Source organism: Demequina oxidasica, from assembly GCF_000975115.1.
GTDB classification, from domain to species: Bacteria; Actinomycetota; Actinomycetes; order Actinomycetales; family Demequinaceae; genus Demequina; species Demequina oxidasica.
In genome coordinates, this window is sequence record NZ_BBRE01000001.1 from 492,543 (window position 1) to 512,976 (window position 20,434).

Annotated in this window: 23 protein-coding genes and 1 pseudogene; 17 read left to right on the forward strand and 7 right to left on the reverse strand. The window is 65.5% G+C overall.

Annotated features, from left to right (window positions below):
• Window positions 1-63: 63 nt before the first annotated feature.
• The 4 genes from AOP77_RS02235 to AOP77_RS02250 all read right to left on the reverse strand — a co-directional run bounded on the left by AOP77_RS02235 (window position 64) and on the right by AOP77_RS02250 (window position 2,563).
• Window positions 64-1,077 (reverse strand): protein NO VEIN domain-containing protein, encoded by a 1,014-nt coding sequence (locus AOP77_RS02235; RefSeq protein WP_062208800.1) that lies wholly within the window; start codon window positions 1,075-1,077, stop codon window positions 64-66.
• A 55-nt stretch (window positions 1,078-1,132) separates the two neighbouring features.
• Complete coding sequence (locus AOP77_RS02240) at window positions 1,133-1,810, reverse strand: DUF4145 domain-containing protein (protein WP_201774082.1); 678 nt, start codon at window positions 1,808-1,810, stop codon at window positions 1,133-1,135.
• A 113-nt stretch (window positions 1,811-1,923) separates the two neighbouring features.
• Window positions 1,924-2,241, reverse strand: coding sequence for a hypothetical protein (locus tag AOP77_RS02245; RefSeq protein WP_062208804.1), 318 nt, complete (start codon window positions 2,239-2,241; stop codon window positions 1,924-1,926).
• A 52-nt stretch (window positions 2,242-2,293) separates the two neighbouring features.
• On the reverse strand, window positions 2,294-2,563 hold the full coding sequence (locus AOP77_RS02250) for a hypothetical protein (RefSeq protein WP_062208807.1): 270 nt from the start codon (window positions 2,561-2,563) through the stop codon (window positions 2,294-2,296).
• A gap of 294 nt (window positions 2,564-2,857) precedes the next feature.
• Between AOP77_RS02250 and AOP77_RS02255 the strand changes: the two genes are divergently transcribed.
• The 15 genes from AOP77_RS02255 to AOP77_RS02325 all read left to right on the forward strand — a co-directional run bounded on the left by AOP77_RS02255 (window position 2,858) and on the right by AOP77_RS02325 (window position 14,180).
• Complete coding sequence (locus AOP77_RS02255; RefSeq protein ID WP_062208810.1) at window positions 2,858-3,076, forward strand: hypothetical protein; 219 nt, start codon at window positions 2,858-2,860, stop codon at window positions 3,074-3,076.
• Entirely contained in the window at window positions 3,073-3,327 is a 255-nt protein-coding gene (locus AOP77_RS02260) for a hypothetical protein (protein WP_062208813.1), read from the forward strand. Before AOP77_RS02255 ends, AOP77_RS02260 begins: the two co-directional genes overlap by 4 nt.
• A 64-nt stretch (window positions 3,328-3,391) precedes the next feature.
• Window positions 3,392-3,640, forward strand: coding sequence for a hypothetical protein (locus AOP77_RS12315; protein WP_062208816.1), 249 nt, complete (start codon window positions 3,392-3,394; stop codon window positions 3,638-3,640).
• On the forward strand, window positions 3,627-4,859 hold the full coding sequence (locus AOP77_RS02270) for an AAA family ATPase (RefSeq protein ID WP_062208819.1): 1,233 nt from the start codon (window positions 3,627-3,629) through the stop codon (window positions 4,857-4,859). Before AOP77_RS12315 ends, AOP77_RS02270 begins: the two co-directional genes overlap by 14 nt.
• A 182-nt stretch (window positions 4,860-5,041) precedes the next feature.
• Window positions 5,042-7,036, forward strand: coding sequence for a terminase large subunit domain-containing protein (locus AOP77_RS02275; protein ID WP_062208823.1), 1,995 nt, complete (start codon window positions 5,042-5,044; stop codon window positions 7,034-7,036).
• Between the two features lie 162 nt (window positions 7,037-7,198).
• The gene (locus tag AOP77_RS02280; RefSeq protein WP_062208826.1) at window positions 7,199-8,389 is read left to right on the forward strand and encodes a phage portal protein; all 1,191 of its coding nucleotides are present in this window, start codon (window positions 7,199-7,201) and stop codon (window positions 8,387-8,389) included.
• The gene (locus AOP77_RS02285; RefSeq protein WP_062208829.1) at window positions 8,386-10,017 is read left to right on the forward strand and encodes an HK97 family phage prohead protease; all 1,632 of its coding nucleotides are present in this window, start codon (window positions 8,386-8,388) and stop codon (window positions 10,015-10,017) included. The genes AOP77_RS02280 and AOP77_RS02285 overlap by 4 nt, the downstream gene beginning before the upstream one ends.
• Window positions 10,018-10,091: 74 nt before the next feature.
• Entirely contained in the window at window positions 10,092-10,409 is a 318-nt protein-coding gene (locus tag AOP77_RS02290; protein ID WP_062208832.1) for a head-tail connector protein, read from the forward strand.
• Window positions 10,406-10,747 (forward strand): hypothetical protein, encoded by a 342-nt coding sequence (locus tag AOP77_RS02295; RefSeq protein ID WP_062208835.1) that lies wholly within the window; start codon window positions 10,406-10,408, stop codon window positions 10,745-10,747. Before AOP77_RS02290 ends, AOP77_RS02295 begins: the two co-directional genes overlap by 4 nt.
• Window positions 10,748-10,759: 12 nt before the next feature.
• Window positions 10,760-11,191, forward strand: coding sequence for a hypothetical protein (locus AOP77_RS02300; RefSeq protein WP_062208837.1), 432 nt, complete (start codon window positions 10,760-10,762; stop codon window positions 11,189-11,191).
• 1 nt (window position 11,192) lies between these two features.
• Window positions 11,193-11,597: a hypothetical protein gene (locus tag AOP77_RS02305; RefSeq protein WP_062208840.1), complete on the forward strand. Its 405-nt coding sequence runs from the start codon at window positions 11,193-11,195 to the stop codon at window positions 11,595-11,597.
• A 2-nt stretch (window positions 11,598-11,599) separates the two neighbouring features.
• Window positions 11,600-11,974 (forward strand): hypothetical protein, encoded by a 375-nt coding sequence (locus AOP77_RS02310; RefSeq protein ID WP_062208843.1) that lies wholly within the window; start codon window positions 11,600-11,602, stop codon window positions 11,972-11,974.
• A 1-nt stretch (window position 11,975) separates the two neighbouring features.
• Window positions 11,976-12,278 carry a hypothetical protein gene (locus AOP77_RS02315; RefSeq protein WP_062208846.1) on the forward strand — a complete coding sequence of 101 codons (303 nt, stop codon included), beginning with the start codon at window positions 11,976-11,978 and terminating at the stop codon, window positions 12,276-12,278.
• A gap of 121 nt (window positions 12,279-12,399) precedes the next feature.
• A complete protein-coding gene (locus tag AOP77_RS02320; protein WP_062208849.1) occupies window positions 12,400-13,806 on the forward strand; it encodes a phage tail family protein in 1,407 nt (468 codons plus the stop codon).
• Window positions 13,807-13,859: 53 nt separating this feature from the next.
• Window positions 13,860-14,180 carry a hypothetical protein gene (locus AOP77_RS02325; protein ID WP_152649736.1) on the forward strand — a complete coding sequence of 107 codons (321 nt, stop codon included), beginning with the start codon at window positions 13,860-13,862 and terminating at the stop codon, window positions 14,178-14,180.
• Window positions 14,181-14,257: 77 nt separating this feature from the next.
• Here the strand turns inward: AOP77_RS02325 and AOP77_RS02330 are convergent, their stop codons facing one another.
• Both AOP77_RS02330 and AOP77_RS02335 read right to left on the reverse strand, forming a co-directional pair.
• On the reverse strand, window positions 14,258-15,730 hold the full coding sequence (locus AOP77_RS02330) for a recombinase family protein (protein WP_084622181.1): 1,473 nt from the start codon (window positions 15,728-15,730) through the stop codon (window positions 14,258-14,260).
• A gap of 91 nt (window positions 15,731-15,821) precedes the next feature.
• A pseudogene (locus AOP77_RS02335) lies at window positions 15,822-16,424 on the reverse strand (CpaF family protein); the annotation flags it as partial.
• Between the two features lie 593 nt (window positions 16,425-17,017).
• On the opposite strand from AOP77_RS02335, the gene AOP77_RS12185 reads away from it, so the two are divergent.
• Window positions 17,018-17,767 carry a hypothetical protein gene (locus AOP77_RS12185; RefSeq protein ID WP_152649737.1) on the forward strand — a complete coding sequence of 250 codons (750 nt, stop codon included), beginning with the start codon at window positions 17,018-17,020 and terminating at the stop codon, window positions 17,765-17,767.
• A 799-nt stretch (window positions 17,768-18,566) separates the two neighbouring features.
• On the opposite strand, the gene AOP77_RS02345 is transcribed toward AOP77_RS12185, so the two are convergent.
• Entirely contained in the window at window positions 18,567-18,854 is a 288-nt protein-coding gene (locus AOP77_RS02345; protein WP_062208863.1) for a hypothetical protein, read from the reverse strand.
• A gap of 800 nt (window positions 18,855-19,654) precedes the next feature.
• Between AOP77_RS02345 and AOP77_RS12605 the strand changes: the two genes are divergently transcribed.
• The gene (locus AOP77_RS12605) at window positions 19,655-20,425 is read left to right on the forward strand and encodes a C39 family peptidase (RefSeq protein WP_369345401.1); all 771 of its coding nucleotides are present in this window, start codon (window positions 19,655-19,657) and stop codon (window positions 20,423-20,425) included.
• Window positions 20,426-20,434 lie beyond the last annotated feature (9 nt).

Genomic DNA, 20,434 nt, shown 5'->3' on the forward strand with positions numbered 1-20,434 from the left:
GAAACCAGTACGTTGCGCCGGTTGCCTCCCTGCTTCACTGCGTAGGCGCACGGCCCACGCGCGTCACAATGGGGGAAGCGTGTAGCGGTAGCGAATGGCGTCGAGCCCGCCTTCCTCCGCCGCCCAGTCCCTCCACCACCGCACGTCACCGCCGCCCGCCTTCACGGCACCGTCTGGCTCACGCCACCACTGGATGCCGTCCACGACGTAGAGGTCGGTCGGGCTCCACTTGCGGGAGTTGCGGACCTCCCCGATGGTGAGTTCCACGTGCACGGCAGCACCGGACGAGCCCTTGACCTCGACCCGGCGTTCCTCGCCCCGTTTCGTGGCGACCAGGTCGTACGGCTGCGAGGAGCCGGTGTACTCAACCTCGTACCCCTCGGCTTTGTACGCCTCGACCGCGAGGTTTACTGCCCGCCACTCGATCGCGCTCCGGACTGCCGAGTCGGCGATATAGCCGCTGCCGCCTCGCTTCGCGGCTTTGCCCTTGGGCGGCGCGGCCGTCGGGCCGGTCGCCCCGCCGGGTTCGTCGAGCGAGAGAAGGGCCACCATCTCCCGTGGGAACTTGACGAAGTACGTCTGCTGAGCCCGAAGCTCCCGCTTGTCGCTGAACTGGAAGGGGGCATATAGCCTGCCGTCGGGGTACAGCTCCTCCAGCTCCGCCTGAGCCGCGCGAAGCGGTCCCTCAAGCGCCCGGACCTGCGTGATCAACACCGGGTTCACCAGCGGCGTGTAGTTGAGCAGCGGCATCCGCCACGCCGGACGTTGCGCAAGTGTTCCGCGAGCGCGGCCGACCGTGCCGTGCGCCTGCCAAGAAATGTCTGTGTCCTCGTACGCGCCTGTCGCCCGGGACCACCCGACGATGCCGGGCTCGCCAGCGAGCGTCTTGTGCCAGTGGAATACGACATCGCCCGGCTGGACGTAAGTGACCAGCTCGTACCCCCAGTACGAACGTCTACTGCCGTCTGTCGTCGGAGCGAAGAGATCGGCACCAAGATCTTCGCGGTCGGTGATCTCCATCCAGAAACGCTGATCCGGGTCCGCCACCCACCACTCGTTGATCGCCACGAGCGACATCTTGCCAGGATTGAGCGCCCGTCGTGACTAGGCCAGCCGCGCGGCATCCAGAGCGTTAAAGAGGCATCGCCTCGGACCCGTCCGGAGCGCTGGTGACCCCGGTCTTTTTCGCTTCGCGAGCCTGCTTCACGCGCTCCAGCCGAGCGGGCGACTGGTAGACCTCGTCCAGAACCTCGGACATGAGCGCGATGATTTCCTCGGCGTCTTCCTTGCTCACGGGCTTCGTGAAGTCGCCGTGGGCCATGCCGTTGCCGAAGTGCCGGACCTCGTGCGCCTGATCCTTGGTGTGCTTCCGGATGTGCTCCGCGTCGGCCAGGGCCTCGATGCGCTTGTAGAGGTCCTTGCCCTCCGCGCCCTTATCCTTCGCTGTTGCCTCGATGACGGCGCGGGCGAGCGCGCCGACCGCGCGGTAGGCACCAGCACTGAAGCAGAGGGTCGCCTCGGTCGCGGCCAGCCCGATGTGCTCCGGCACGTCGGGGTACGCCTCCGAGTCCCGATGGTCAGGGATGAACGTCGGGTTGCCCCAGTTCCGGGACTGCGCCGTGTCCTTGTCGGCTACTCCTGTGTACTGCCCGGCGTACTCCCAGACGACGACCATGCGCTCGCAGTTCGGGCACTTGTACGCAGCCTGGGTCACCTTCGGTCCCTCCGGAGAGGGAACCGTCAAGAGCGGCGACACCGCTTCCAAGTGGACGAGCCGCCCACACCATCCACAGTCTGTGCTCGTTGCCATACTCAGAGACTACTAACCAGCACCGACACGACGTGCGGCATGGAAAGAGCCGGGCACCCCATCCCCAGGGTGCCCGGCTCAGCCGCTCGCTGGCCCCGCCAGCCTGCTGACTGCTACCTCTCGGAGTCGCTCGCCTTCTCGATGCGGCGGGACTCGGCGGCTGCGATCAGCAACGAAGCGACCATCCAACCTGCCCCGCCGATGAGGAGGAGCAGACCGGCGACCCACCCCGCGAACACAGCGAATCCGAATGCTGCCGCGTTGCCGCCGGGGTCGCCGATCACGTACGAAGACGAGTTCGCGTCGATCAAGAACCCGATGACCGCGAGTACGAACGACCCGATGCCGATCTGGAACGTGGACTTGTACCGGTCGCGCAGGCGCACAATCGGGGTGCGCGCGTCCCGTTGATTTGCGACGTCTTTTGACATTGCTACCCCTTCGTAATCCGACAGTGAGACAACTGTGACAGGCGCTCGTCGATCACAGCGCGACACGCACGTAAGTGGCGGAGCGTTCGACGCCGTTGCCCGCCTTGACCCATGCGGCCACCTGCTCCTTGGAGCCACGGACGTCGGCGTAGCCGCCGTTGACGTAGATCGCGCCGGTGTCCGTCTTGACGGCCTTGCCCAGGCCGGGGAACTCGGTCACGTCCGTCTTGATGCCGAGCAGGCGGGCGACCTTCTTCACGTCGGCCATGCCGCGCTCGACCTTCTTGGACTTCACGGGGGTGGTGGTGATGGTGGTGCTCATTGCGGTCTCCTCGACCTCAGTGCGGGGGTGCCTTACCCCTGCGGGTAGGCAAAACCATGCCTGAATGGTGATCCGCATCACAAACCGTCTGGTAGTCCGTCACTTGCCGCCGCTTGACTCATTCGACTGTTCGGAGCGAGCACTTTGGGTTTAGGTTGGGTACCAGCTCGGCCAGTGGCACGGTCGGGCAAGAGCCGAGAACACGTTGACCGCTCCGGGGCACAGACGCCCGAAGGGAGCAGAGGGAGCCCGCCAGGGCTGGGCCTCAGTCGCTACACATGACTGGAGCACAACGTGAACAAGCCCATCCCGGACGTCCTCAGCGCGAGGTCGATGCTCGGCGTCGTCACCCGGCGCAAGGAGAGCACGTCCGAACAGGTGCGCCGCGCCCGCTGCGACCTGAACGCCGCCGTAATCGCGAGCCACATCACCGACCGGACGCAGAAGGGCGGCATCACTGCCGCCGCTGCCATCGCGCTGAAGTCGCTGATCGACATGGCGGTGACCCGATGACTGCCACTGCCGACAAGGCCCGCGCGACGGTCCTGGCCCTCGCCCAAGCCTCAGCGAAGTTGGCTACTGCCGAGAGGCATGGCGATGGCCCCGCCGTCGCCGCTGCCGAGGAGCACGTCGTCGCGCTCCGCCACGAGATCAACGCGCAGGTACTCACCAAGGAGATCCTGTACCGGATCGACAGGGGTGGCCTCGCCGCCGCCGACCTCCCCGCCCTCATGACACTCCTGGCCTCGGCGGTGACCGAATGAGCACCGACCTCGTACTCGCTACCGTCACCTGGATCTTCTGGATGTCCGCCTGGGCGGTGTCGCGATGAGCACCGCCGCGACCAACACCTGCGCCCGCTGCCACGCGCTCGTCGTGATCAGCGCGACCGACGTCGAGAACCTGGCCGCGCTCCCCTGGGTCTCGGGCAATGAGAACGCGCTCGACCTCGTGCTGGCGAACGTCGTTTGCGACGACTGCTCGTCCTGGTACGACGCCGAGGTCTGGCACCGCACTGAGGACATCGAGTACGCGCTCGCGAAGGAGACGCAGGAGGCGCTCGATGACCTCATCTGAACCGTCCTTGTGGGAGCGAATCAGGGAGGCCCGCGAAAACGGCACCGTCAGCGCGCGCGTGATCGCCGAAGCCCGGCTGCTCCTGGACGAGACGCGGGCCAGTTCCGACGCGCGGCTCTCGGCACTCGCCGCGGAGGTGATCCCGACCGCCGCCCCGGACCACTTGGTCCGCGAGGCCCTGGTCCAGATCCAGATCCGTGAGGAGGCGAAGCGGCGCTACGCGGAGGCCGTCAAGCCGCCCATGGAGCCGTTCGACCTCGGCACGCTGGAGGACCTGCTCGCCCGCCCCGCGCCTCCGAAGGACCGGATCGCCGGTCTCATCCCGTGGGAGGCGGGAACGTCCATCGTCGCCCAACGCAAGACGGGAAAGACGACGTTCACGCTCAACTTGGCGCGGTCGCTCATCACGGGCGACCGGTTCCTCGACCGGGACGTCCGCAAGATCGACGGCAACGTCGGCGTCCTCAACTTCGAGGTCAGCGGCGCTCAGTTCGGTCAGTGGGCTGGTGACGTAGGCGTGCAGCACGACCGCATGGTCGTCGCCAACCTGCGAGGCCGGGCCAACCCGTTCACCCATCCCGACCACCTGGAGTCACTGGCCGCTGCGCTGCGGAAGCACGAGGTGGAGACGCTCCTCGTGGACCCGTTCGGCCGGGCGTTCGCGGGCACCGACCAGAACAGCAACTCCGAGGTCGGGCGGTGGCTACAGGAACTGGACCGGTTCGCTCGGGAGATGGTCGGCGCGCTGGACCTCGTGCTGGTTGTCCACGCGGGCTGGAAGGACTCGGGCCGGTCCCGTGGTGCGTCGGCGCTGGAGGACTGGCCGGACTCGATCATCACACTCACCCGTGGGCGCAACGACGTCCGGCAGGTATCGGCTGACGGGCGCGACGTCGAGATGGAGCCGTCAGAGCTGATCTACGACACCGACACCCGGACCCTCTCGCTGGGCGGCCAGGTCACCCCGAGCGGTGGTGACGAGGACCTGCTCGCCGCCGTGGTGGACCTGGTCAACCTGGAGGACTACGAGCCCGTCAAGGTCGGGGACATGGAGCAGGCCGTGCGCGACACGGCGGGCCTCCGAGTGCCCAAGGGCGGGCTCAAGAAGGCCCTCGCGCTGGGCGAGCAGCGCGGACTCCTGGCCGTCCAGGCCGGTGCCCGCAACGCGAAGTTCATTCACCGTGGCGGGCCGTCGTACGACTTCGGGCCGCTGGGCTAGGTGTGGGGACTCGGGTGTGGGGACTCATCAGGGTAAAAGCCCAGGTCAGATGACGTATCCCCACAGTTCCCCACAGTCCCCACACCAGCACCCACACCCAGTCCCCACAGTCCCCCGCCCCCTTAGGGGGACTGGGGACAGGGGACTCGGCACACCAACATCACGTTCGTAAGGAGAAGCAGATGCCGAAGGGCAGAGCAGCATCGCTCCCCGCCAAGGGCTCCACCATCGCGTGGAGGGGGGCCGCCGTGGCGAAGGCCAGGGCGTACATGAAGGGGGGCACCTCCTGGCCTACCCCCTGCGGCCAGTGTGGGCGGGGGGTGTCCCTGGACCAAGACTGGGTCGTCGGCCACATCAAGGCGCGGGCGACTCACCCGCAACTGACGTGGGACGCGGCGAACTGGCGGATCGAGCATCGCAAGTGCAGCGACCGGACGGGTCAGTCGGTTGTGATCGAGAAGGCGAAGATCGCGGGAGCGCGGCAGGCTCACGCGCAGACGTCCTCTCGTCCGTCGTCTCGTCCGACAGTGACAACGACGACGACAAATGGACGCGCTACTCACGCGAAGACATCCGAGCGTGAGGAATTTCCCTCGTCAGAAGGCTCCCGGCAGGCGCCGCCCCTGCTTTTGCATACATACGACGAGCCGTCCCCAGACGAAGCCAACGTCGCCCTCCTCTGGGACAGTCACGACCTGTCGGCCTACGCCTGGCTCCAGGACCTGGCCGTGGTCCCCGAGAACGCGAGCCCGCCGAGGTACATGACGCCGGTCCCGCACGACGCCGTCTGCTCCTACGGCTGGGAGGGCTGCGAGCACATGCCTCCGGGCGGACTCCCGCTGACCCCGTGGGCGCGCGACCGCATGGACGTCGCGCTCCGCTGGTGGCAGGACCTGTCCCTCCGGCGTCAGTTGGAGCACCGCGCGGACGGGAGCCTCTGCTTCCGCAAGAAGGTCGAGTCAGGTCCGCGTCGCGCCGGGAAGTCGGTCGGCCTGCGGACGTGCGCGCTCTGGAGGATGGAGCACGGCGAGGCGCTGTTCGGTGAGGTCCAGACCGTGATCCACACCGGCTCGGACATGGCTATCTGCCGGGAGATCCAGCGGGCGGCCCGCCCGTGGGCAGGCGGCCAGGGGTGGACCGTGGCGAAGGGCATGGGCACCGAGATGATCGAGACGCCCGGTGGCGACCGTTGGCTGGTCCGGTCGCAGGAAGCCGTCTACGGATACGACGTCACGCTGGGCCTCGGTGACGAGTGCTGGAACGTCAAGCCCGACACGATCAACGAAGGTCTCGAGCCCTCGATGCTCGAGCGCCGGAACCCGCAGATGATCCTCACCAGCACGGCGCACCGCCGCGCGACCAGTCTGATGCGAGCCGAGCTGACATCCGCGCTGGGGATGCACGACGCCCGCACGCTCCTGCTCCTCTGGGGAGCGTCGAAAGACGACGACCCTGGCGACCCTGACATCTGGCGGCGCGCGAGTCCTCACTGGACGGAGGAGCGCCGCCAGATGATCGCGGCGAAGTACGAGGCCGCGCTCGCCGGCGAGGAGGACCCGGAGTTTGACGACCCGGACCCGATGCGCGGCTTCCAGGCGCAGTACCTCAACGTCTGGTCCATCGCGGAGCCACGCCTGATCGGGAACCCGGTCATCGACGCGGACCCGTGGGCAGCGCTCGGGGTCGATACCCCGGCTCGGCCCGCCGACTCGGTCGCGGTGGAGGCGTGGTTCTCCGACGGCGTCGCCGTCGCCCGCGCCTGGAACCTCGGCAACGGGAAGGTCGTCGTGTCAGTCCACGACAGCCCCGACCTGGAAGCCGCCGCCGATTACGTCGCCACGCTAGGCCACCGGAAGCCCGTCCTGGTCGGGCAGACGCTGGCCGACAACGCCGCATGGAAGCGGGCCAAGGTCCGCGTGAGTGGCGTAGGCACGGCCAGCCGCACCAGCGTCGGGGAACTCATGCGGGCACTTCAGGCGGACACACTCCGGCACGACCGCACGCCACTCCTGACAGAGCAAGTGCTCGCCATCCGTACCAGCCGGGGCGTCGACGGCCCGCGCATCCGCAGCACCGGACGGCTCGACGCGGTGAAGGCCGCGATGTGGGCGGCGCAGGAGGCGTCGGTGAAGGTCACGCGCTACGTGGGGCCGAGCCGGTTCCGGCGCACCTCCTGAGGAGCCGTAGCGGGCCGGGGCAGGCAACTACCCCGGCCCGCCGCCCTGCGACCGCTCAGAGACGGCCTCGCGCGCCCTGATGATGTGAATGGGCACAGCGCCCGAGCACGCGGCAGTCAACGTATTCTAATCACCTAGTCAAGTTCCGGTAAAATGGAACGTATGGGCAGGTTCGCTGATTGGCTCTTCGCTAAGGCTCCCGAACCCGTCGTCAAGTTTGACGCGATTAGTGGCGACGACATTCCGCCCTCCTTCTTCGGGCTCGCGACCTACGACGACCCGGTCGCCCCCGCCTGCAAGGTGGGCCGCCGCTCCGCGATCCAGGTCCCCGCCGTAAAGCGCGGGCGCGACATGGTCCCTGGCGTGCTGGGCACACTCCCCGTCGATCTCCTGAACGCGGAGAACCAGGTCGTTCAGACGACTCTGCTGGAGCAGCCCGAGGCCGGCATCCCACGCTCTGTGACGCTCATCCGCACGTTCGAGGACATGTGGTTCGAGGGCGTCGCCTGGTGGCAGGTCACCGAGTACGGCTGGCACGGCTACCCGACGCGCGTGAAGCGGCTCGACCCGACGACCGTCACGGTCAAGCAGGACGGCAAGGTCTACACGACGGGCGCGGGCAACTCCGGCGTCTCTTGGGACTGGGTCCCCGACGCGGACCTGATCCGCTTCGACGGCCCAAACGACGGCGTCCTGGTGGCCGGTGCGCGAGCGATCCGCACGGCTCTGCGGCTGGACTCCTCCGCATCGAAGTACGCGGACGGGAACCAGCCCCTCGACTACTTCACACCGAAGGACGGGTACGACCCGGAGCAGGACGACCTGGACGAGTTCATGGGCGACTGGGACGCTGCCCGGTCGCAGCACGCCACGGGCTACGTCCCGTCGTGGGTGGACTACAAAACGGCGGGCTGGAACCCCCAGCAACTTCAGCTCGCGGAGGCCCGCCAACACGCCGCGCTGGAACTCGCCCGCGCGATGGGCCTCGGCCCTGAGGACCTCGGCATCCCGGTGCCGACGAACACCTACTTCAACGCCTTCGACCGGAAGCAGCACCGGCTCCAGAACACGCTCCGCGCGTTCATCGTGGCGTTCGAGGACCGGCTGTCCATGAACGACGTAACGCCGCGCGGCTACCGCGTCCGCCTCAACCTCGGGGACCTGCTCCGCTCGGACGACCAGACCCGCATGACGGTCGCGTCGCAGGGCATGTACTCGAAGGTCCTCAGCCCGGACGAGGCCCGCCGCTACTTCGACCCGACGGCGACCTCCTTGGAGCCGCTGACCGCCCCTGCCCCGGACGGCACGCCCGACCCGGCAGGCAACACAACTCCAGCCCAGGAGGCAAAGTGAGCGACTACCTGACGACCGCATCCGTCCTGTTCTCCGTGGACGTGGAGCAGCGGACCATCGAGGGCCTACTCCTCCCGTTCGGCGTCGTTGGCGCGAACGGCCAAGGGAAGTTCCTGTTCGACGCGAAGACCGAGGCCGTGCTCCCCAAGGACGTGAGCCGCTTCAAGTTGAATCTGGACCACGGCTCGACCTACGTGGCGCACGCGCTGGAACTGTCCGCGACGGACCAGGGCCTCCGGGCCAAGTTCAAGGTCGCCCGTGGTCCCGAGGGCGACCGGGCGCTGTCGCTCGCGGAGGACGGTGTCTACGACGGCCTGTCCGCCGAACTCTCGGGCGACTCCAAGTTCACCAACCGCAACGGCGTCATGTACGGCACGCGCGCGGTCATCAAGGGCGCTGCCCTCACCCCCATCCCGGCGTTCGACGACGCGCGGGTCACAAGTGTGGCGGCGTCCGCCGCCACAGAAGGAAAGGAGCCCGACATGGGCGACACCCCCACTGAGGTCGAGGCTCCGGATGCTCTCGACTTCACCGCGCTGGGCGCGAAGGTCGATGACCTCGCGACCAAGTTCGCGGAGATCACTCTCCCGCCACGGGAGGAGGTCCCGGCTGGTCACACGTTCTCCGTGACCGAGCCCCTGCCCTACCGCTTCGACGGCCAGGCGGGCGAGCACGAGTTCTCGACCGACCTGTTCGCCGCGACGATCCACCGGAATGGCGAGGCCGCCGAGCGCCTCCAGAAGTTCCTCAACGACGTCAACTTCGCCGCCGTGGACTCGGGCGACGTCACCGGCCTCAACCCGAGCCGCTACCGCCCCGACCTCTACGTCGATCAGGCGGTGAAGGCGACCCCGGTCACCGACGCCATCTCGATGGGCGGCCTCACCGACGCGACCCCGTTCGTCGTTCCAAAGTTCTCGTCCTCGTCCGGTGAGGTCGCCGACCACACCGAAGGCACCGAGCCCAGCGGCGCGGCGTTCACCGCCACGAGCCAGACGGTCACCCCGACTGCCGTGTCGGGTCTTGCCGAGGTCACCCGTGAGGTCGTGGACGCGGGCGGCAACCCGCAGGTGTCCGCGCTCCTCTGGACGCAGATGACCCGTGCCTACGCCAACGCGATCGAGATGAAGGCTGCGGCCTTCCTCAACGGCCTGACGCTCACGGAACTCGGGACCGCCGTGGTCGCCGGGGACACCCTCTCGGGTGTGGCCGCGAAGGTCGAGGCGGCGCTCGCCGGGCTCGTCTTCGTCGACGGCGGCGAGTACTTCACGCGGGCGCTGGCCTCGTCGGGCCTCTACGGGGACCTGACCACGGTCACGGACTCGACGGGTCGCCGCCTGTACCCCCAGATCGCCCCGACCAACGCCAACGGCACCACGGCCGACAAGTACCGCCGCGTCAACGTCGGAGGCTACGACCTCATCCCGGCTGGCTCGCTCGGCACGACGGCCAAGAAGTCGTACGTGTTCGACCCGGCCTTCGGCGGCATCTGGCACTCCGGAGCGACCCGCATCGCGCTGCCGGAGACGGTCGCGCTCGGTCTGCGGTTCGGCATCTGGGGCTACCAGGCCACGGCGGCGCTCGACACCAGCAAGATCCGGAAGATCACCTGGATCGCGCACGCCTGAGCCCCCTGAACCAGCGGGGGTCAGGTTTCCAGTCCCTGGCCCCCGCTGCACCACTCGGAAAGGAGTGACTACCGATGCCCACGGCACCCAACCTGGACGACGTCAAGGCGTACCTGGGCGAAGACCACTCCTGGACCGACGACGAGATCGAGAACGCGCTGGCATCCGAGATGGTCGCCCAGGCCCACGTCGTCAACGTCCCTGCGGACGCCGACTACCCGGATGACCTCACCACCGCCCTCTGCCGACGCACCGTGCGAGCCCTGAACATGAAGGCCAACCCGCTCGGGTACGTGTTCGGCGTGGAGGGGGACGCGTCTTTCATCTCGGCCAACGACTCCGAGATCAAGCGGCTGGAAGCGCCCTACCGGAAGCGGAGGGTCGTCCGATGACGGCCCGCGCTGACATCGCCGCCGCGCTCAGCAGCGTCGAGGGCGTGAACGTCACCGACTACTACCGCCAGAGCCTGAAGACCGGAGACGGTTTCATGCGCCTGGCAGTCAGGAACCGCCCGGACAACGGCTTCGGGTGGATCGACACCTACGAGGCCTGGATCGCCTTGCCCCAGGCGGAAGCCGACGCGGAGAGGTGGCTCGAAGCCAACCTCTCCTCGCTCTGCAACGCCGCCAGCACCGTCGCAATCGTGACGAGTGCTACCCCCTCCGAACTCGCTCTGTCGGCCTCTGCGGTCGTCAGCGGCGTGATCATCGCCTGCTCAGTGGCCATCTAGGAAGGAACCCCCATGAGCGCCTCTCCCCTCGGTACACGGTCGCTGAAGTTGCAGATCGGCGACACCGAATTCAACACCGATGTCAGCAACGTCCGCATCACCTCGCAGGAGTCCGACAGCGACTTCGTCTCGTTCGCGGACGCGGCGGCGGGCGGTGCCCGCGAGTACCGCCTCGTCTGCACCGCGACGCAGGACCCCGCCGACCCGGACTCCATCTGGAACATGGTCTGGACTCAGGCTGGCGAGGACGCCGAGGTCACGCTCGACCCCTACGGCGGCGGCGAGCCCAGCCCGACCAACCCGATCATCGAGGGCACCGTGGTCATCTCGGAGCCGGACGGCGACCTGCTCGGCGGCGAGGCCAACGCCTCGACCACGGCCAAGTTCACGTTCGACATCGAGTGGACCTTCAAGGCCAAGCCGGACCTCATCACAGGGGCCTGACGTGGGCACGACTCCGCTGAACGCTCGGTCGCTCACACTCACTGTGGGCGGGTACGAGTACGCGGGCGAGGTCTCCGGCCTCCGCATCGTGACGGCGGAGTCGGGCGACCTGCCCCTCGTGGCTGGCCCCTACGACGAGAGCGACTACGCCCTCGCCGCTACGGCGGTGCAGGACGTGGCCGACCCGACGAGCCTCTGGCGCGCGGCATGGGAGCGCGGCGGCGAACGTGCCGCCGTCGTCATCTACCCCTACGGCGACAGCGGCGTCCGCATCGAGGGCGAGGTGTTCATCAAGCCCGTGGTCGGTGACGCCTTCGGCGGTGACGCCAACCCCAGCGCCTCGGGTCGGTTCACGTTCGACCTGGAGTGGCCCTTCACGGGACGCCCGCAGATCGGGGAGGAGTAGCCATGCCTGTTGAGGTCGAGGGGATGCGCAAGGCCCTCCGCGAGATGGAGAAACTCGGCGTCGACGTGGAAGACATGAAGGACGTCTTCTCCGGCATCGCCACCGAGGCGGCGCGCGTCATGGAGGGGCTCGCCCCGAGCAAGTCCGGCGCGCTCCGCGCGTCGATCCGTGGCAACCGGGCCAAGAACAAGGCCGTGGTCCGCATCGGCAAGGCGAGGGTCCCCTACGCCGGACCGATCAACTACGGCTGGCCCAAGCGCAACATCCGCCCCGCCAACTTCACGGCTCGCACCGACGCCGTGATGGAGGAGAAGGCGGAGGACATGCTCCTCGACGGCATCGAGGGGCTCATCAAGAGATTCGAGACTGGAGACTGAAATGAGCAACACGGAAATGACCGCCGAGGACTTCTTCAAGTCCATCACCGGCTTCGATGAGATCGCGATCCAGAAGGCGTTCGGCGCGTCGTTCGTGGACCTCCGCAACGACCAGTTCCGGTTCCTCCGGGCGCTGGTGTTCGTGGACCTGCGACGCGACGGCAAGAAGGACGCCGATGCCTACACCGAGGTCATGGGCTTGGGCATCGGCGCGGTGGACGGCTGGTTCGCTGACGTGGAGGCGGAGGTCTTCCCCGAGGAGCCGGTGACGGACCAGGGAAAAGCCGCCGCGCCCGCGAGCTGAGGGCGCGACAGAAGGCGGAGTGGCTCGTGTACTACGGACTCCAGCCAAGCGAGTTCGAGGCGCTGACCTACCTCGAGCGGGAGCAGATTCAGGACGTAGCCGCACGACGTAGGAGGCGATGATGGCAGGGCGCACACTGAACTTCGCGATCACCGCCGACGCCAAGGACTTCTCCAAGGCGGTCGGCGGCGCGAAGGGCGACCTCGGGAACCTGGGCACTGAGGCCGACAAGGCGTCCAGGAAGATCGACGGCATCGGCGACAGCGTCGCGGAGAACGCCGACACGGTCGCCTCCAAGGGTTCGCAGATCGGCGGCGCGCTCAGCGGCATCGGTGACGTGCTGAGCAACTCCACGAACCCCGCGCTGAAGACGATGGGTGCCAGCATGGTCGGCGTGGGGGCTGGCATCCAGTTCCTGGCCGACTCCGGCGACCTCGTCAACGGCGTGGTCGAGACGTTCAAGAACTTCGAGATCGTGCAGAAGGCTCAGTCCCTCGCGACGAAGGTGGCGACCGGCGTCCAGGCGGCATTCAACGCCGTCATGGCCGCCAACCCCATCGCGCTCATCGTGCTGGCCGTGGCGGCGCTCGTCGCTGGCCTCGTCCTGTTCTTCACGAAGACGGAGGCTGGTCAGAAGATTTGGCAGGCGTTCACCGACTTCCTCGGCACGGCGGTGGACAAGATCAAGACGTTCTTCACCGAGACCATCCCGACCGCCTTCCAGAAGGTCAGTGACAAGGCCACCGAGGTCAAGGACTGGATCGTCACGAAGTTCACCGCAGCGGTGGACTGGCTGAAGGGGCTGCCCGGACGGATCGTGACCGCCGTTGGCGACCTATTCGGCACCATCAAGGACAAGGCGGTCGCGGCCAAGGACTGGGTCGTGGAGAAGTTCCTCGCGCTGGTGACGTGGTACGTGTCCCTGCCCGGCCGGATCGCTCGTGCGGTCGGTGACCTGTTCTCGGCTGTCAAGGACAAGGCGGTCGCCGCCAAGGACTGGGTCACGGACAAGTTCCAGAGCGTCATCGACTGGTTCAAGAAGGCTCCGAGCAAGATCGCCAGCGCGGCGAGCGGCATGTGGGACGGGGTTGGGGACGCGTTCAAGGGGACGATCAACAAGGTCATCGGCTGGTGGAACAACTTCTCCGTCAGCCTCACCGTCCCGAGCAACGCGCTCACAAACGCCATCGGGATCGGCGGCAAGGGCTTCACGATCAACACACCGAATATCCCGTACCTGGCGAACGGCGGCATCACGTCCGGCCCGACGCTGGCGATGATCGGTGACAACCCTGGCGGGCGCGAGGCCGTCATCCCGCTGGACAAGTACGACCTCGGCGGCGGCATCACGCGGGAGGACCTGAAGGAGTTCGCGCGCGTGATCGTGGAGGGCATCGTCAACGGCTACGACAAGAGCGTGGACGACATGGTCCGAGGCTTCGAGAACGGCACCGTCCGGCAGATCAACCGCGCGACGGCACATCAGAACATGAGGGTGGCGGCGACCTACGGAGTGCGCGGACGATGAAGCCCGGTTGCTTCGAGTGTCGGACGTGTGCCATCACGGTCGCCATTCATCAGATGGACGCACACCTGGCATCAAAGAGCCACGCCTGGCACCTCTGGAAAGCGCACGGACGCCCGCACAAGAAGGAAGCGTGCGAGGTCTGCGGGGTGGTCTTCGCGCCCAACGGCATGGCGCTTCACCGGGAAGCCAGCGGGCACGGAGCCGGGGTTCCGCCACGCTTCCGCTGCGACGCCTGCGGCCACCTGTCGGGCGACCTGGACGCAGCCGAGCGGCATCGTCGCTACCTCGGGCACCTCCTCTACTCCGAGAAGGGCGTGAGCGAGATCTGGTATTACGACCTCCCCAACGAGGCCGCCTTGTTCGCGGACTCGTAAACGTCCACGAGCGGCTCCGAGGCGCGCGGCAGGCCCAACCGCACCGGCCCACCGCCGTACGGCTCCGAGGGGTCTTCTCAGGCGGCGCTCGCGGGGTCGTGCGGGTACTGCACCAGCCCCGGTGCCCAGGCGTACTCCAGCCGCTCGCGGCGCTTGTCGTCGGTCGTGCGGCCCCGGGAGCCTCGGCGGACCGTCACCGACACCAGGGCGTCACCGATGATTGCGCGGCGCTCGGCGTCGTCGGTGGCCGCCGCCCAGTCATCCTCGAAGAAGCCCACCGGCTCCGACTCGTACCGGACCTGACCGGGCGCGGCCTCCGCGGTGGCCTTCAGCTCTTGCAGCGCGTCGATTTGGTCGAGCAGGTCTAGCCGCCGCTCACGGTCGCTCGCGCTGGCGATCTGCCGCCCGAGTTCGGTCAGGCGCACCTCGATCTCGGGGAGCATAGCGCCCGGCCCATCGAAGACCTTCTCCATCGGACGCCAGCGCGCCTGGCCGCTGGCCCGCGCGAGGAAGTCCTCCACCACGATGTGCTCGAAGTTGATCATGGCTTGGTGGCACTCGGGGCACGAGTACATCGTGTTCCCGTTCCGGACGCCCCGGTACATCCGCACCGGCTCTTCGTGCTCGCCGCAGAGCACCAGCCCGGACAGCACGCCGGAGGACTTGGCCGCGAGCGCCCTGGGGAGGTTCTTGCCCTCCTGCGGCGCATCGAGCGCGGCCAGCATTGCCCGCCAGCGCGCCACGGGCATGACGGCCAGATCGTCGCGGACCACGGGGAGGTCGTTCTCGCCTAGGAGCACTCCGTCACCCCGGCGCTTGGAGTCACGGCCTGGGTTGAACGGCACCATGCCAGCCACGAGCGGATGCCGGAGCAGACGCTCAACGGTCGCGTGGCCCCAGGCCGTCCCGGCACCAGAGGGGGTCGGTACCGACGCGTCTGAGAGCCACCTCGCGGTGCTGTAGATGCTGCGACCGGCCAACGTGCGGGCCACCATCTCCTCGACGTAGCCGATGCGCTCAGGGTCCTTGGCGATCACCATGCCCGGCCCGTCGGGGTTGGGGACGTTGCGCCAGCCAAAGGGCACGCCACCCCCGACGGAGCGCCCATTCAGGAGCAGGTGTGTCCGGGCCGCCGCCACGCGGGCGCTGATCGCCTCCGCCTCCATCTGTGCGAAGCCTGCGAGCACTCCCGCGACGATCTGGCCGATGGTCGTACTCATGTCCAGGTTGTCCGCCACCGACGCCAGCGAGCGACCTCGAGCGTCGAGTACTTCGTACGCTTTCCAGAAGTCCGTGATGCGCCGGGCCAGGCGGTCGACCTTCCAGACGAGGACCAAGTCGTAGGGCTCAGCGCTGGCGAGCAGCGCCTTCCATCCGGCGCGCTCCGCGGGCTTGTTCTTGGAAGCGCTCACGCCGTCGTCTACGAAGGGCTCCGCCACGACCTCCCAGCCGCGCGCCTCCGCGTACTTCTGACACGACTCGATCTGACGCGAGATGCTGACGGACTGTTCGTTGCTGACGGACAGCCGCGCGTAGATGACGCAACGCATGGGGACCCTCCTGGGCGCGTGCTGGCCCCTTGCCAGCGGCACCAGGGTACAGCGCAACGTGCTGGATGACACGCGCTTGCGTCGCACCCGACACCACGATGTTGAGCCCCGCGGCGACTGATGCGGCCAGGAAGTCCGCGGCCTGCTGCGTCATCGATCCCAGGTCCACGAGATCCTGCACGTGACGCGCACGAGCAATGTACTTGCGGATGTTCACGGCCCAATGGGCGCGAGTCACGTCAGGGATGACGGCGTGCAGGCGCTCGCCACCTGGCAACGTCGCATCCACGAACGGGCTCGACAAGTCGAGGCGGCGGCCAGAAACCTTGAGCATCTGCTCCACGAGGTCGCGTACCTGGGTGGCGGTCAGCATGGTGGTAGTTAGCTCCGCCTGGCCGTGGCGTGCGACGTAGACCTGCGAGGGTTCGTTGATCCATAATTCTTCTATCTCGGGGTCATCGAGGTACTGCTGCAGCGGGCCCAGCCCGGCCACGTTGTCGATCACTGACTTAGCAGTCCCCTCGCGGTCCATCAAAGGCAGGACCGCGCCGATCAATGCGCGTTGCTCCCAAGCCTCGAGCGCCTCATCAACCAGCCCACGCACCACCGCGAACTCACGAAGCGGATCCACGCCGCGGTCCCGAATCTGGTCGCGCACTTGCGACTCAATGTGGGCAGCGACGTCGACGGTCATGACATTTGACCTTAGGGGCACTCACAGAGACGCGCATCTTGAATTGTGGATAACCCCATCCGTGCACCGTCGCGGAGCGGTTAGTGCCTGGCGAGTTTGGCGACGCCCATGAACTTGCACACGCACCTAGATCGAACCACCGCCGAATCCGTTTACTCGCTGCAGCCTCACAAACGCTCCGGCGTCCAGCGACAACAATCCCAGGATTGCAGGGACACACCAACGCGACAGCTCGGTAACGGAACTGGGCAGGATAGGCCTTTGGCATGTTCAGGCTCCTCGTACTTGAGCCAAAACAACACTCTGCCAATGGTAACCAAACGATGGGACAGATCAAGTTGCCACCAAACCGTTCAGCAGACCCCCACCGATTGCATGTTTGAATAGCACGCGTTCGGTGTCGTAGCGCTTAGAAAACTCTTAAGCGAAACGCCACGGCAAGAAAAACCAATCGAGCCGACCGCGTTGGACGATTCCAGTTGCGCAGTGCCCTAGAGCGCTGTACGTTCATGGAGGGCTCGCACCTGTACGGAGTCCTCAAATTGGCGCCACTCTACAAGCCCCCAACCGGACAGAAAGCAAGGATTGTCTCTATGAGTCACCAAAAACGAACGGCCGTTCTAGCGGCGATGACGACCGTACCTTTTATAGTTGTTACCGCTCTTAGCGCATCAGCTAAGGAGCCCGTCTACGTTGATGAGCCCTCCACCGCCGTCACAGAAACCACACCTGGCTATATCGACTCCAGCTTCTTGGATGAAGTTGAAGACTTCGGGACACAGGTCGTTGCACCAGAAGATGGCGCGCAGTCAAATCTGCTCAACCCAACAAACGCTCAGAACCACGTGCTCACTTTTGAGCAGACGGGCCCAACCACTTTCGCCGCAGCGACCTCGCGGGCCGCAATTGGAACAGTTTTGAGCGGCTCTCGGAGTCAGCGGATGCCCACCACGTCAAGCAACTACGCTCGGGTGTCTTTTTCTACCGGGGTAACGCTGAATCGAACGTCTCTGCCTACCCGCGTTCAGTTCGATGGCGAATCACAGGTCTGCTTTTCTCTCCCCAGTAGCCCGAGTTCAGTGACAGTCACAAGCCGGTACACGGCGACTGGAGTCGCTCTATCGGCATCTGTCAGCGGCAGCGGTGCAACAGTCAGCGGCAGCACAACCACGAAGACCGCCACGACCAAAATGACCAAAAAGAATCCCGCCAAGAAGACCTGTATCAATACTGTGGACCGAGGCATATCATTCACTGGTGCCATCGTGTCCGCCAGAGAAGTGGTCGTTGGAGAAATTGTTTACAAAAACACCAAGTACACAATCCAGGTCGGAGATGAGTGAGCCGGCAGGCCGTGTAGGGCGCTCTCTCCTGCTAATAGGGCTCAGTTACCCGTTGCTCTCGGCCGGATTGCTACTTCTACTCGTGGGAACCAATTCGGCTGGCGTTACATTGACAATTTGTGGGACCTTCCTGATTGGCGTGACCGAGATACTCTTCTACCTCGATAGGACTCGGCCGCCCATGAACGACCGGCCCTAGGCTCCAACCGCTATTGCGGTCCTCGATTACGGGCCAGAAATCGTAAGAGACGGCGTAGCTCGGCGAGTGCCTGCCGGTCCGCTCGCCCTGTACCTGCGGGTCGCGGCATGGGCGTGGCCCGCAGGTACAGGGGCAGGGTTTAGCGATCGATTTGTGCGTGACGAGTCTTGATGCCAACCCCCTTCGCGTGTGAAAGTGTCGACGTTCGTCCTACCGTACTGGTTGCTTGTTGCGCCGGCTCAGCGCTGCTGAAGCCGGCACGCATCCGTGGGTGGAACACCTCGGTCCTCGAGCGCACCAGCGGTGCTAGCGCGCCACTCAGCCGAGTCATAGGCCTGCGAACCTTCGGCCCGCAACGCTTCACCGTCGCTTGAGACCCCCAGGGGCAGTATCGCTCGCGAGTGACTGCTGAATGATTCGGTGACAGTTTGACGTGCCCCCGGTTTGGCTTTGCCCGTGCGGGCGACCATCGTTGCCAGGATGCGCTCGGAGACACCAGACCCTAAACGCTTGGGTCACTCTTGTGAGAAGCCTCGCCACTAGAGTTGCTGCGATACAACGAGGGAACACCAACAATTTCGCCTCAATCACAAGAGACCTCTAGTCAACCGAGCCTGGCTCATTAATCCAGATTTCTTCGATCTCCGGATCATCGAGGTAGCGCTGCAACGGCCCCAGCCCGGCTACGTTGTCCATGACCGACTTCGCGGTGGACTCGCGGTCATGCACCGGAGCGACCGCACCGATCAAGGCCCGCTCGTCCCAGGCCTCGAGTGCCTCTTCCACTAGGTCACGAACCCTCGCTGCTTCTCGCAACGGGTCAACGCCGCGCTCGCGGATTTGGTCGCGCACCTGCGCCTCGATGGTCACGGCAGCTTCGGCGGTCATGACACCTGACACTAGAGGTAGTACCAAGGACTCGCATCTTGAGTTGTGGATAACCTCTTGCGTGCACAGTTACGAAGCACCTAGCGCCTGAGAGTTAGTCCCTGCACCATGCACCTGCACCCTGCCCGAACCACCGCCGAATCCGTCCACACGCTGCAGCCTCGCAGACGCTCAGGCATACAGCGACGACAACCCCAGTATCTCAGGTGCGCACCCACGCGACAGTTCGGAAAAGGAACTTAGCAGGATAAGCCATAGGCATGTTCAGAATTCTTGTACTCGAGCCAAAACAACACTCGGCCACTGGTAAACGAATGATGGGGAAGGTCAAGTTGCCACAAAACTATTCAGCAGACTCGAACGGAGGAGGCGTATGCCCGCGGCCGGGAAAACTCTCGCCGCGCATCGATAATTCCCCATGGCCGCTCCCCATCTTGAAGTGTCGGGCTACTTTCATCTGTAGCAGCGACGCAGACCTGCGAAGACATCCGAGCCACAACGCATTGGGAGAAGCAGAGAAATCTCTTGACAAGAACTGTAGACACCCTTTAGCGTCAGCATGAGTGTCGGCGACTGCCTACATTTTCGACCAACATTTTAGGCAGCATCCTATGGCAATAGGTTTGAGGCGAACCTGCGCAGTGATTGTCGCAACGTCGCTACTCTCCCTCACCTCGGCGAACGCCTGGGCTAGTGATGTTCGACCACCTTCTGACCTCGGTGGCGGAGGTCCGCAAAACCCGAACGGCGAAGTCTACGACGCGCAAGCGGCGGCAAAAGATCGCTTAGCTGAGGCTTGGATGCAGCAAAACGGCTTGTCCGTGATCTCCAGCAACGCCCTAGGAACGACGACCAAATCTGTTGCCACCGAATATGACACTCTTGCGAGGCAATATGAGGAGCAGTTCGGAGTTTCGGCGCCGGTGCCACCGGCGGAAAAGGTCAGTGCCAGAGGGGGCGTGGCTACCCTCAGCGCGGGAGTACCTTCGTCCCCACCACCAGTGAGCAAGTCGCTAGGCGTTTCATGGGTTCGCCAGCAAACGGGGTACTACTGCGGGCCCGCGACTGGATACATGATGTTGAAGTACAAGGGCATTACAAAGTCTCGAGCGAAATCGACCGATTCTCTAACTCAATCCAAGTTAGCCTCCAGTAGTTACATGAAGACGGACGCCAACGGTCAAACTTCTACCTGGAGCACGGGAGGGCACTTTTACATGGTGGAGGGGCTCAATAAGTGGAGATCAGGTAGCAGTACGGGCTACTACACCAACAAGGCTATCAACTCGAATTCCGGACTACAGACGCTATTTATATACTCCCTCTACGCAAACGAGTCCGTCGCAGTCTCTGCGATTGAGTACGAAGGTGGCGCCCACTACAACTCACACCCGAATCGTACAATCGGTCACTGGCTTGTCGGATACGGCTATAGCTCCAATGGCGCAACACTAAAGTTCAAGGATCCCGCGTCAGGACTGTCAGGGGGCTATGGCGGATCAGCGCAGAGTTTTCAACAGACCAGTTCATCGTTCTATAAGCATGCGGAAGGCCGAAACTCCATATGGTGAAGTCAGGGT

What these genes read in the sequence shown, in the direction of transcription:
- AOP77_RS02235 (WP_062208800.1), bottom strand. Translation starts at nt 1,077, where the DNA reads ATGTCGCTCGTGGCGATCAACGAGTGGTGGGTGGCGGACCCGGATCAG.
- AOP77_RS02245 (WP_062208804.1), bottom strand. Translation starts at nt 2,241, where the DNA reads ATGTCAAAAGACGTCGCAAATCAACGGGACGCGCGCACCCCGATTGTG.
- AOP77_RS02290 (WP_062208832.1), top strand. Translation starts at nt 10,092, where the DNA reads ATGCCCACGGCACCCAACCTGGACGACGTCAAGGCGTACCTGGGCGAA.
- AOP77_RS02295 (WP_062208835.1), top strand. Translation starts at nt 10,406, where the DNA reads ATGACGGCCCGCGCTGACATCGCCGCCGCGCTCAGCAGCGTCGAGGGC.
- AOP77_RS02240 (WP_201774082.1), bottom strand. Translation starts at nt 1,810, where the DNA reads ATGGCAACGAGCACAGACTGTGGATGGTGTGGGCGGCTCGTCCACTTG.
- AOP77_RS02260 (WP_062208813.1), top strand. Translation starts at nt 3,073, where the DNA reads ATGACTGCCACTGCCGACAAGGCCCGCGCGACGGTCCTGGCCCTCGCC.
- AOP77_RS02330 (WP_084622181.1), bottom strand. Translation starts at nt 15,730, where the DNA reads ATGCGTTGCGTCATCTACGCGCGGCTGTCCGTCAGCAACGAACAGTCC.
- AOP77_RS02270 (WP_062208819.1), top strand. Translation starts at nt 3,627, where the DNA reads ATGACCTCATCTGAACCGTCCTTGTGGGAGCGAATCAGGGAGGCCCGC.
- AOP77_RS12315 (WP_062208816.1), top strand. Translation starts at nt 3,392, where the DNA reads ATGAGCACCGCCGCGACCAACACCTGCGCCCGCTGCCACGCGCTCGTC.
- AOP77_RS02345 (WP_062208863.1), bottom strand. Translation starts at nt 18,854, where the DNA reads ATGACCGCCGAAGCTGCCGTGACCATCGAGGCGCAGGTGCGCGACCAA.
- AOP77_RS02310 (WP_062208843.1), top strand. Translation starts at nt 11,600, where the DNA reads ATGCCTGTTGAGGTCGAGGGGATGCGCAAGGCCCTCCGCGAGATGGAG.
- AOP77_RS02315 (WP_062208846.1), top strand. Translation starts at nt 11,976, where the DNA reads ATGAGCAACACGGAAATGACCGCCGAGGACTTCTTCAAGTCCATCACC.
- AOP77_RS02300 (WP_062208837.1), top strand. Translation starts at nt 10,760, where the DNA reads ATGAGCGCCTCTCCCCTCGGTACACGGTCGCTGAAGTTGCAGATCGGC.
- AOP77_RS02325 (WP_152649736.1), top strand. Translation starts at nt 13,860, where the DNA reads ATGGACGCACACCTGGCATCAAAGAGCCACGCCTGGCACCTCTGGAAA.
- AOP77_RS02320 (WP_062208849.1), top strand. Translation starts at nt 12,400, where the DNA reads ATGGCAGGGCGCACACTGAACTTCGCGATCACCGCCGACGCCAAGGAC.
- AOP77_RS12605 (WP_369345401.1), top strand. Translation starts at nt 19,655, where the DNA reads ATGCAGCAAAACGGCTTGTCCGTGATCTCCAGCAACGCCCTAGGAACG.
- AOP77_RS12185 (WP_152649737.1), top strand. Translation starts at nt 17,018, where the DNA reads ATGAGTCACCAAAAACGAACGGCCGTTCTAGCGGCGATGACGACCGTA.
- AOP77_RS02250 (WP_062208807.1), bottom strand. Translation starts at nt 2,563, where the DNA reads ATGAGCACCACCATCACCACCACCCCCGTGAAGTCCAAGAAGGTCGAG.
- AOP77_RS02280 (WP_062208826.1), top strand. Translation starts at nt 7,199, where the DNA reads ATGGGCAGGTTCGCTGATTGGCTCTTCGCTAAGGCTCCCGAACCCGTC.
- AOP77_RS02275 (WP_062208823.1), top strand. Translation starts at nt 5,042, where the DNA reads ATGCCGAAGGGCAGAGCAGCATCGCTCCCCGCCAAGGGCTCCACCATC.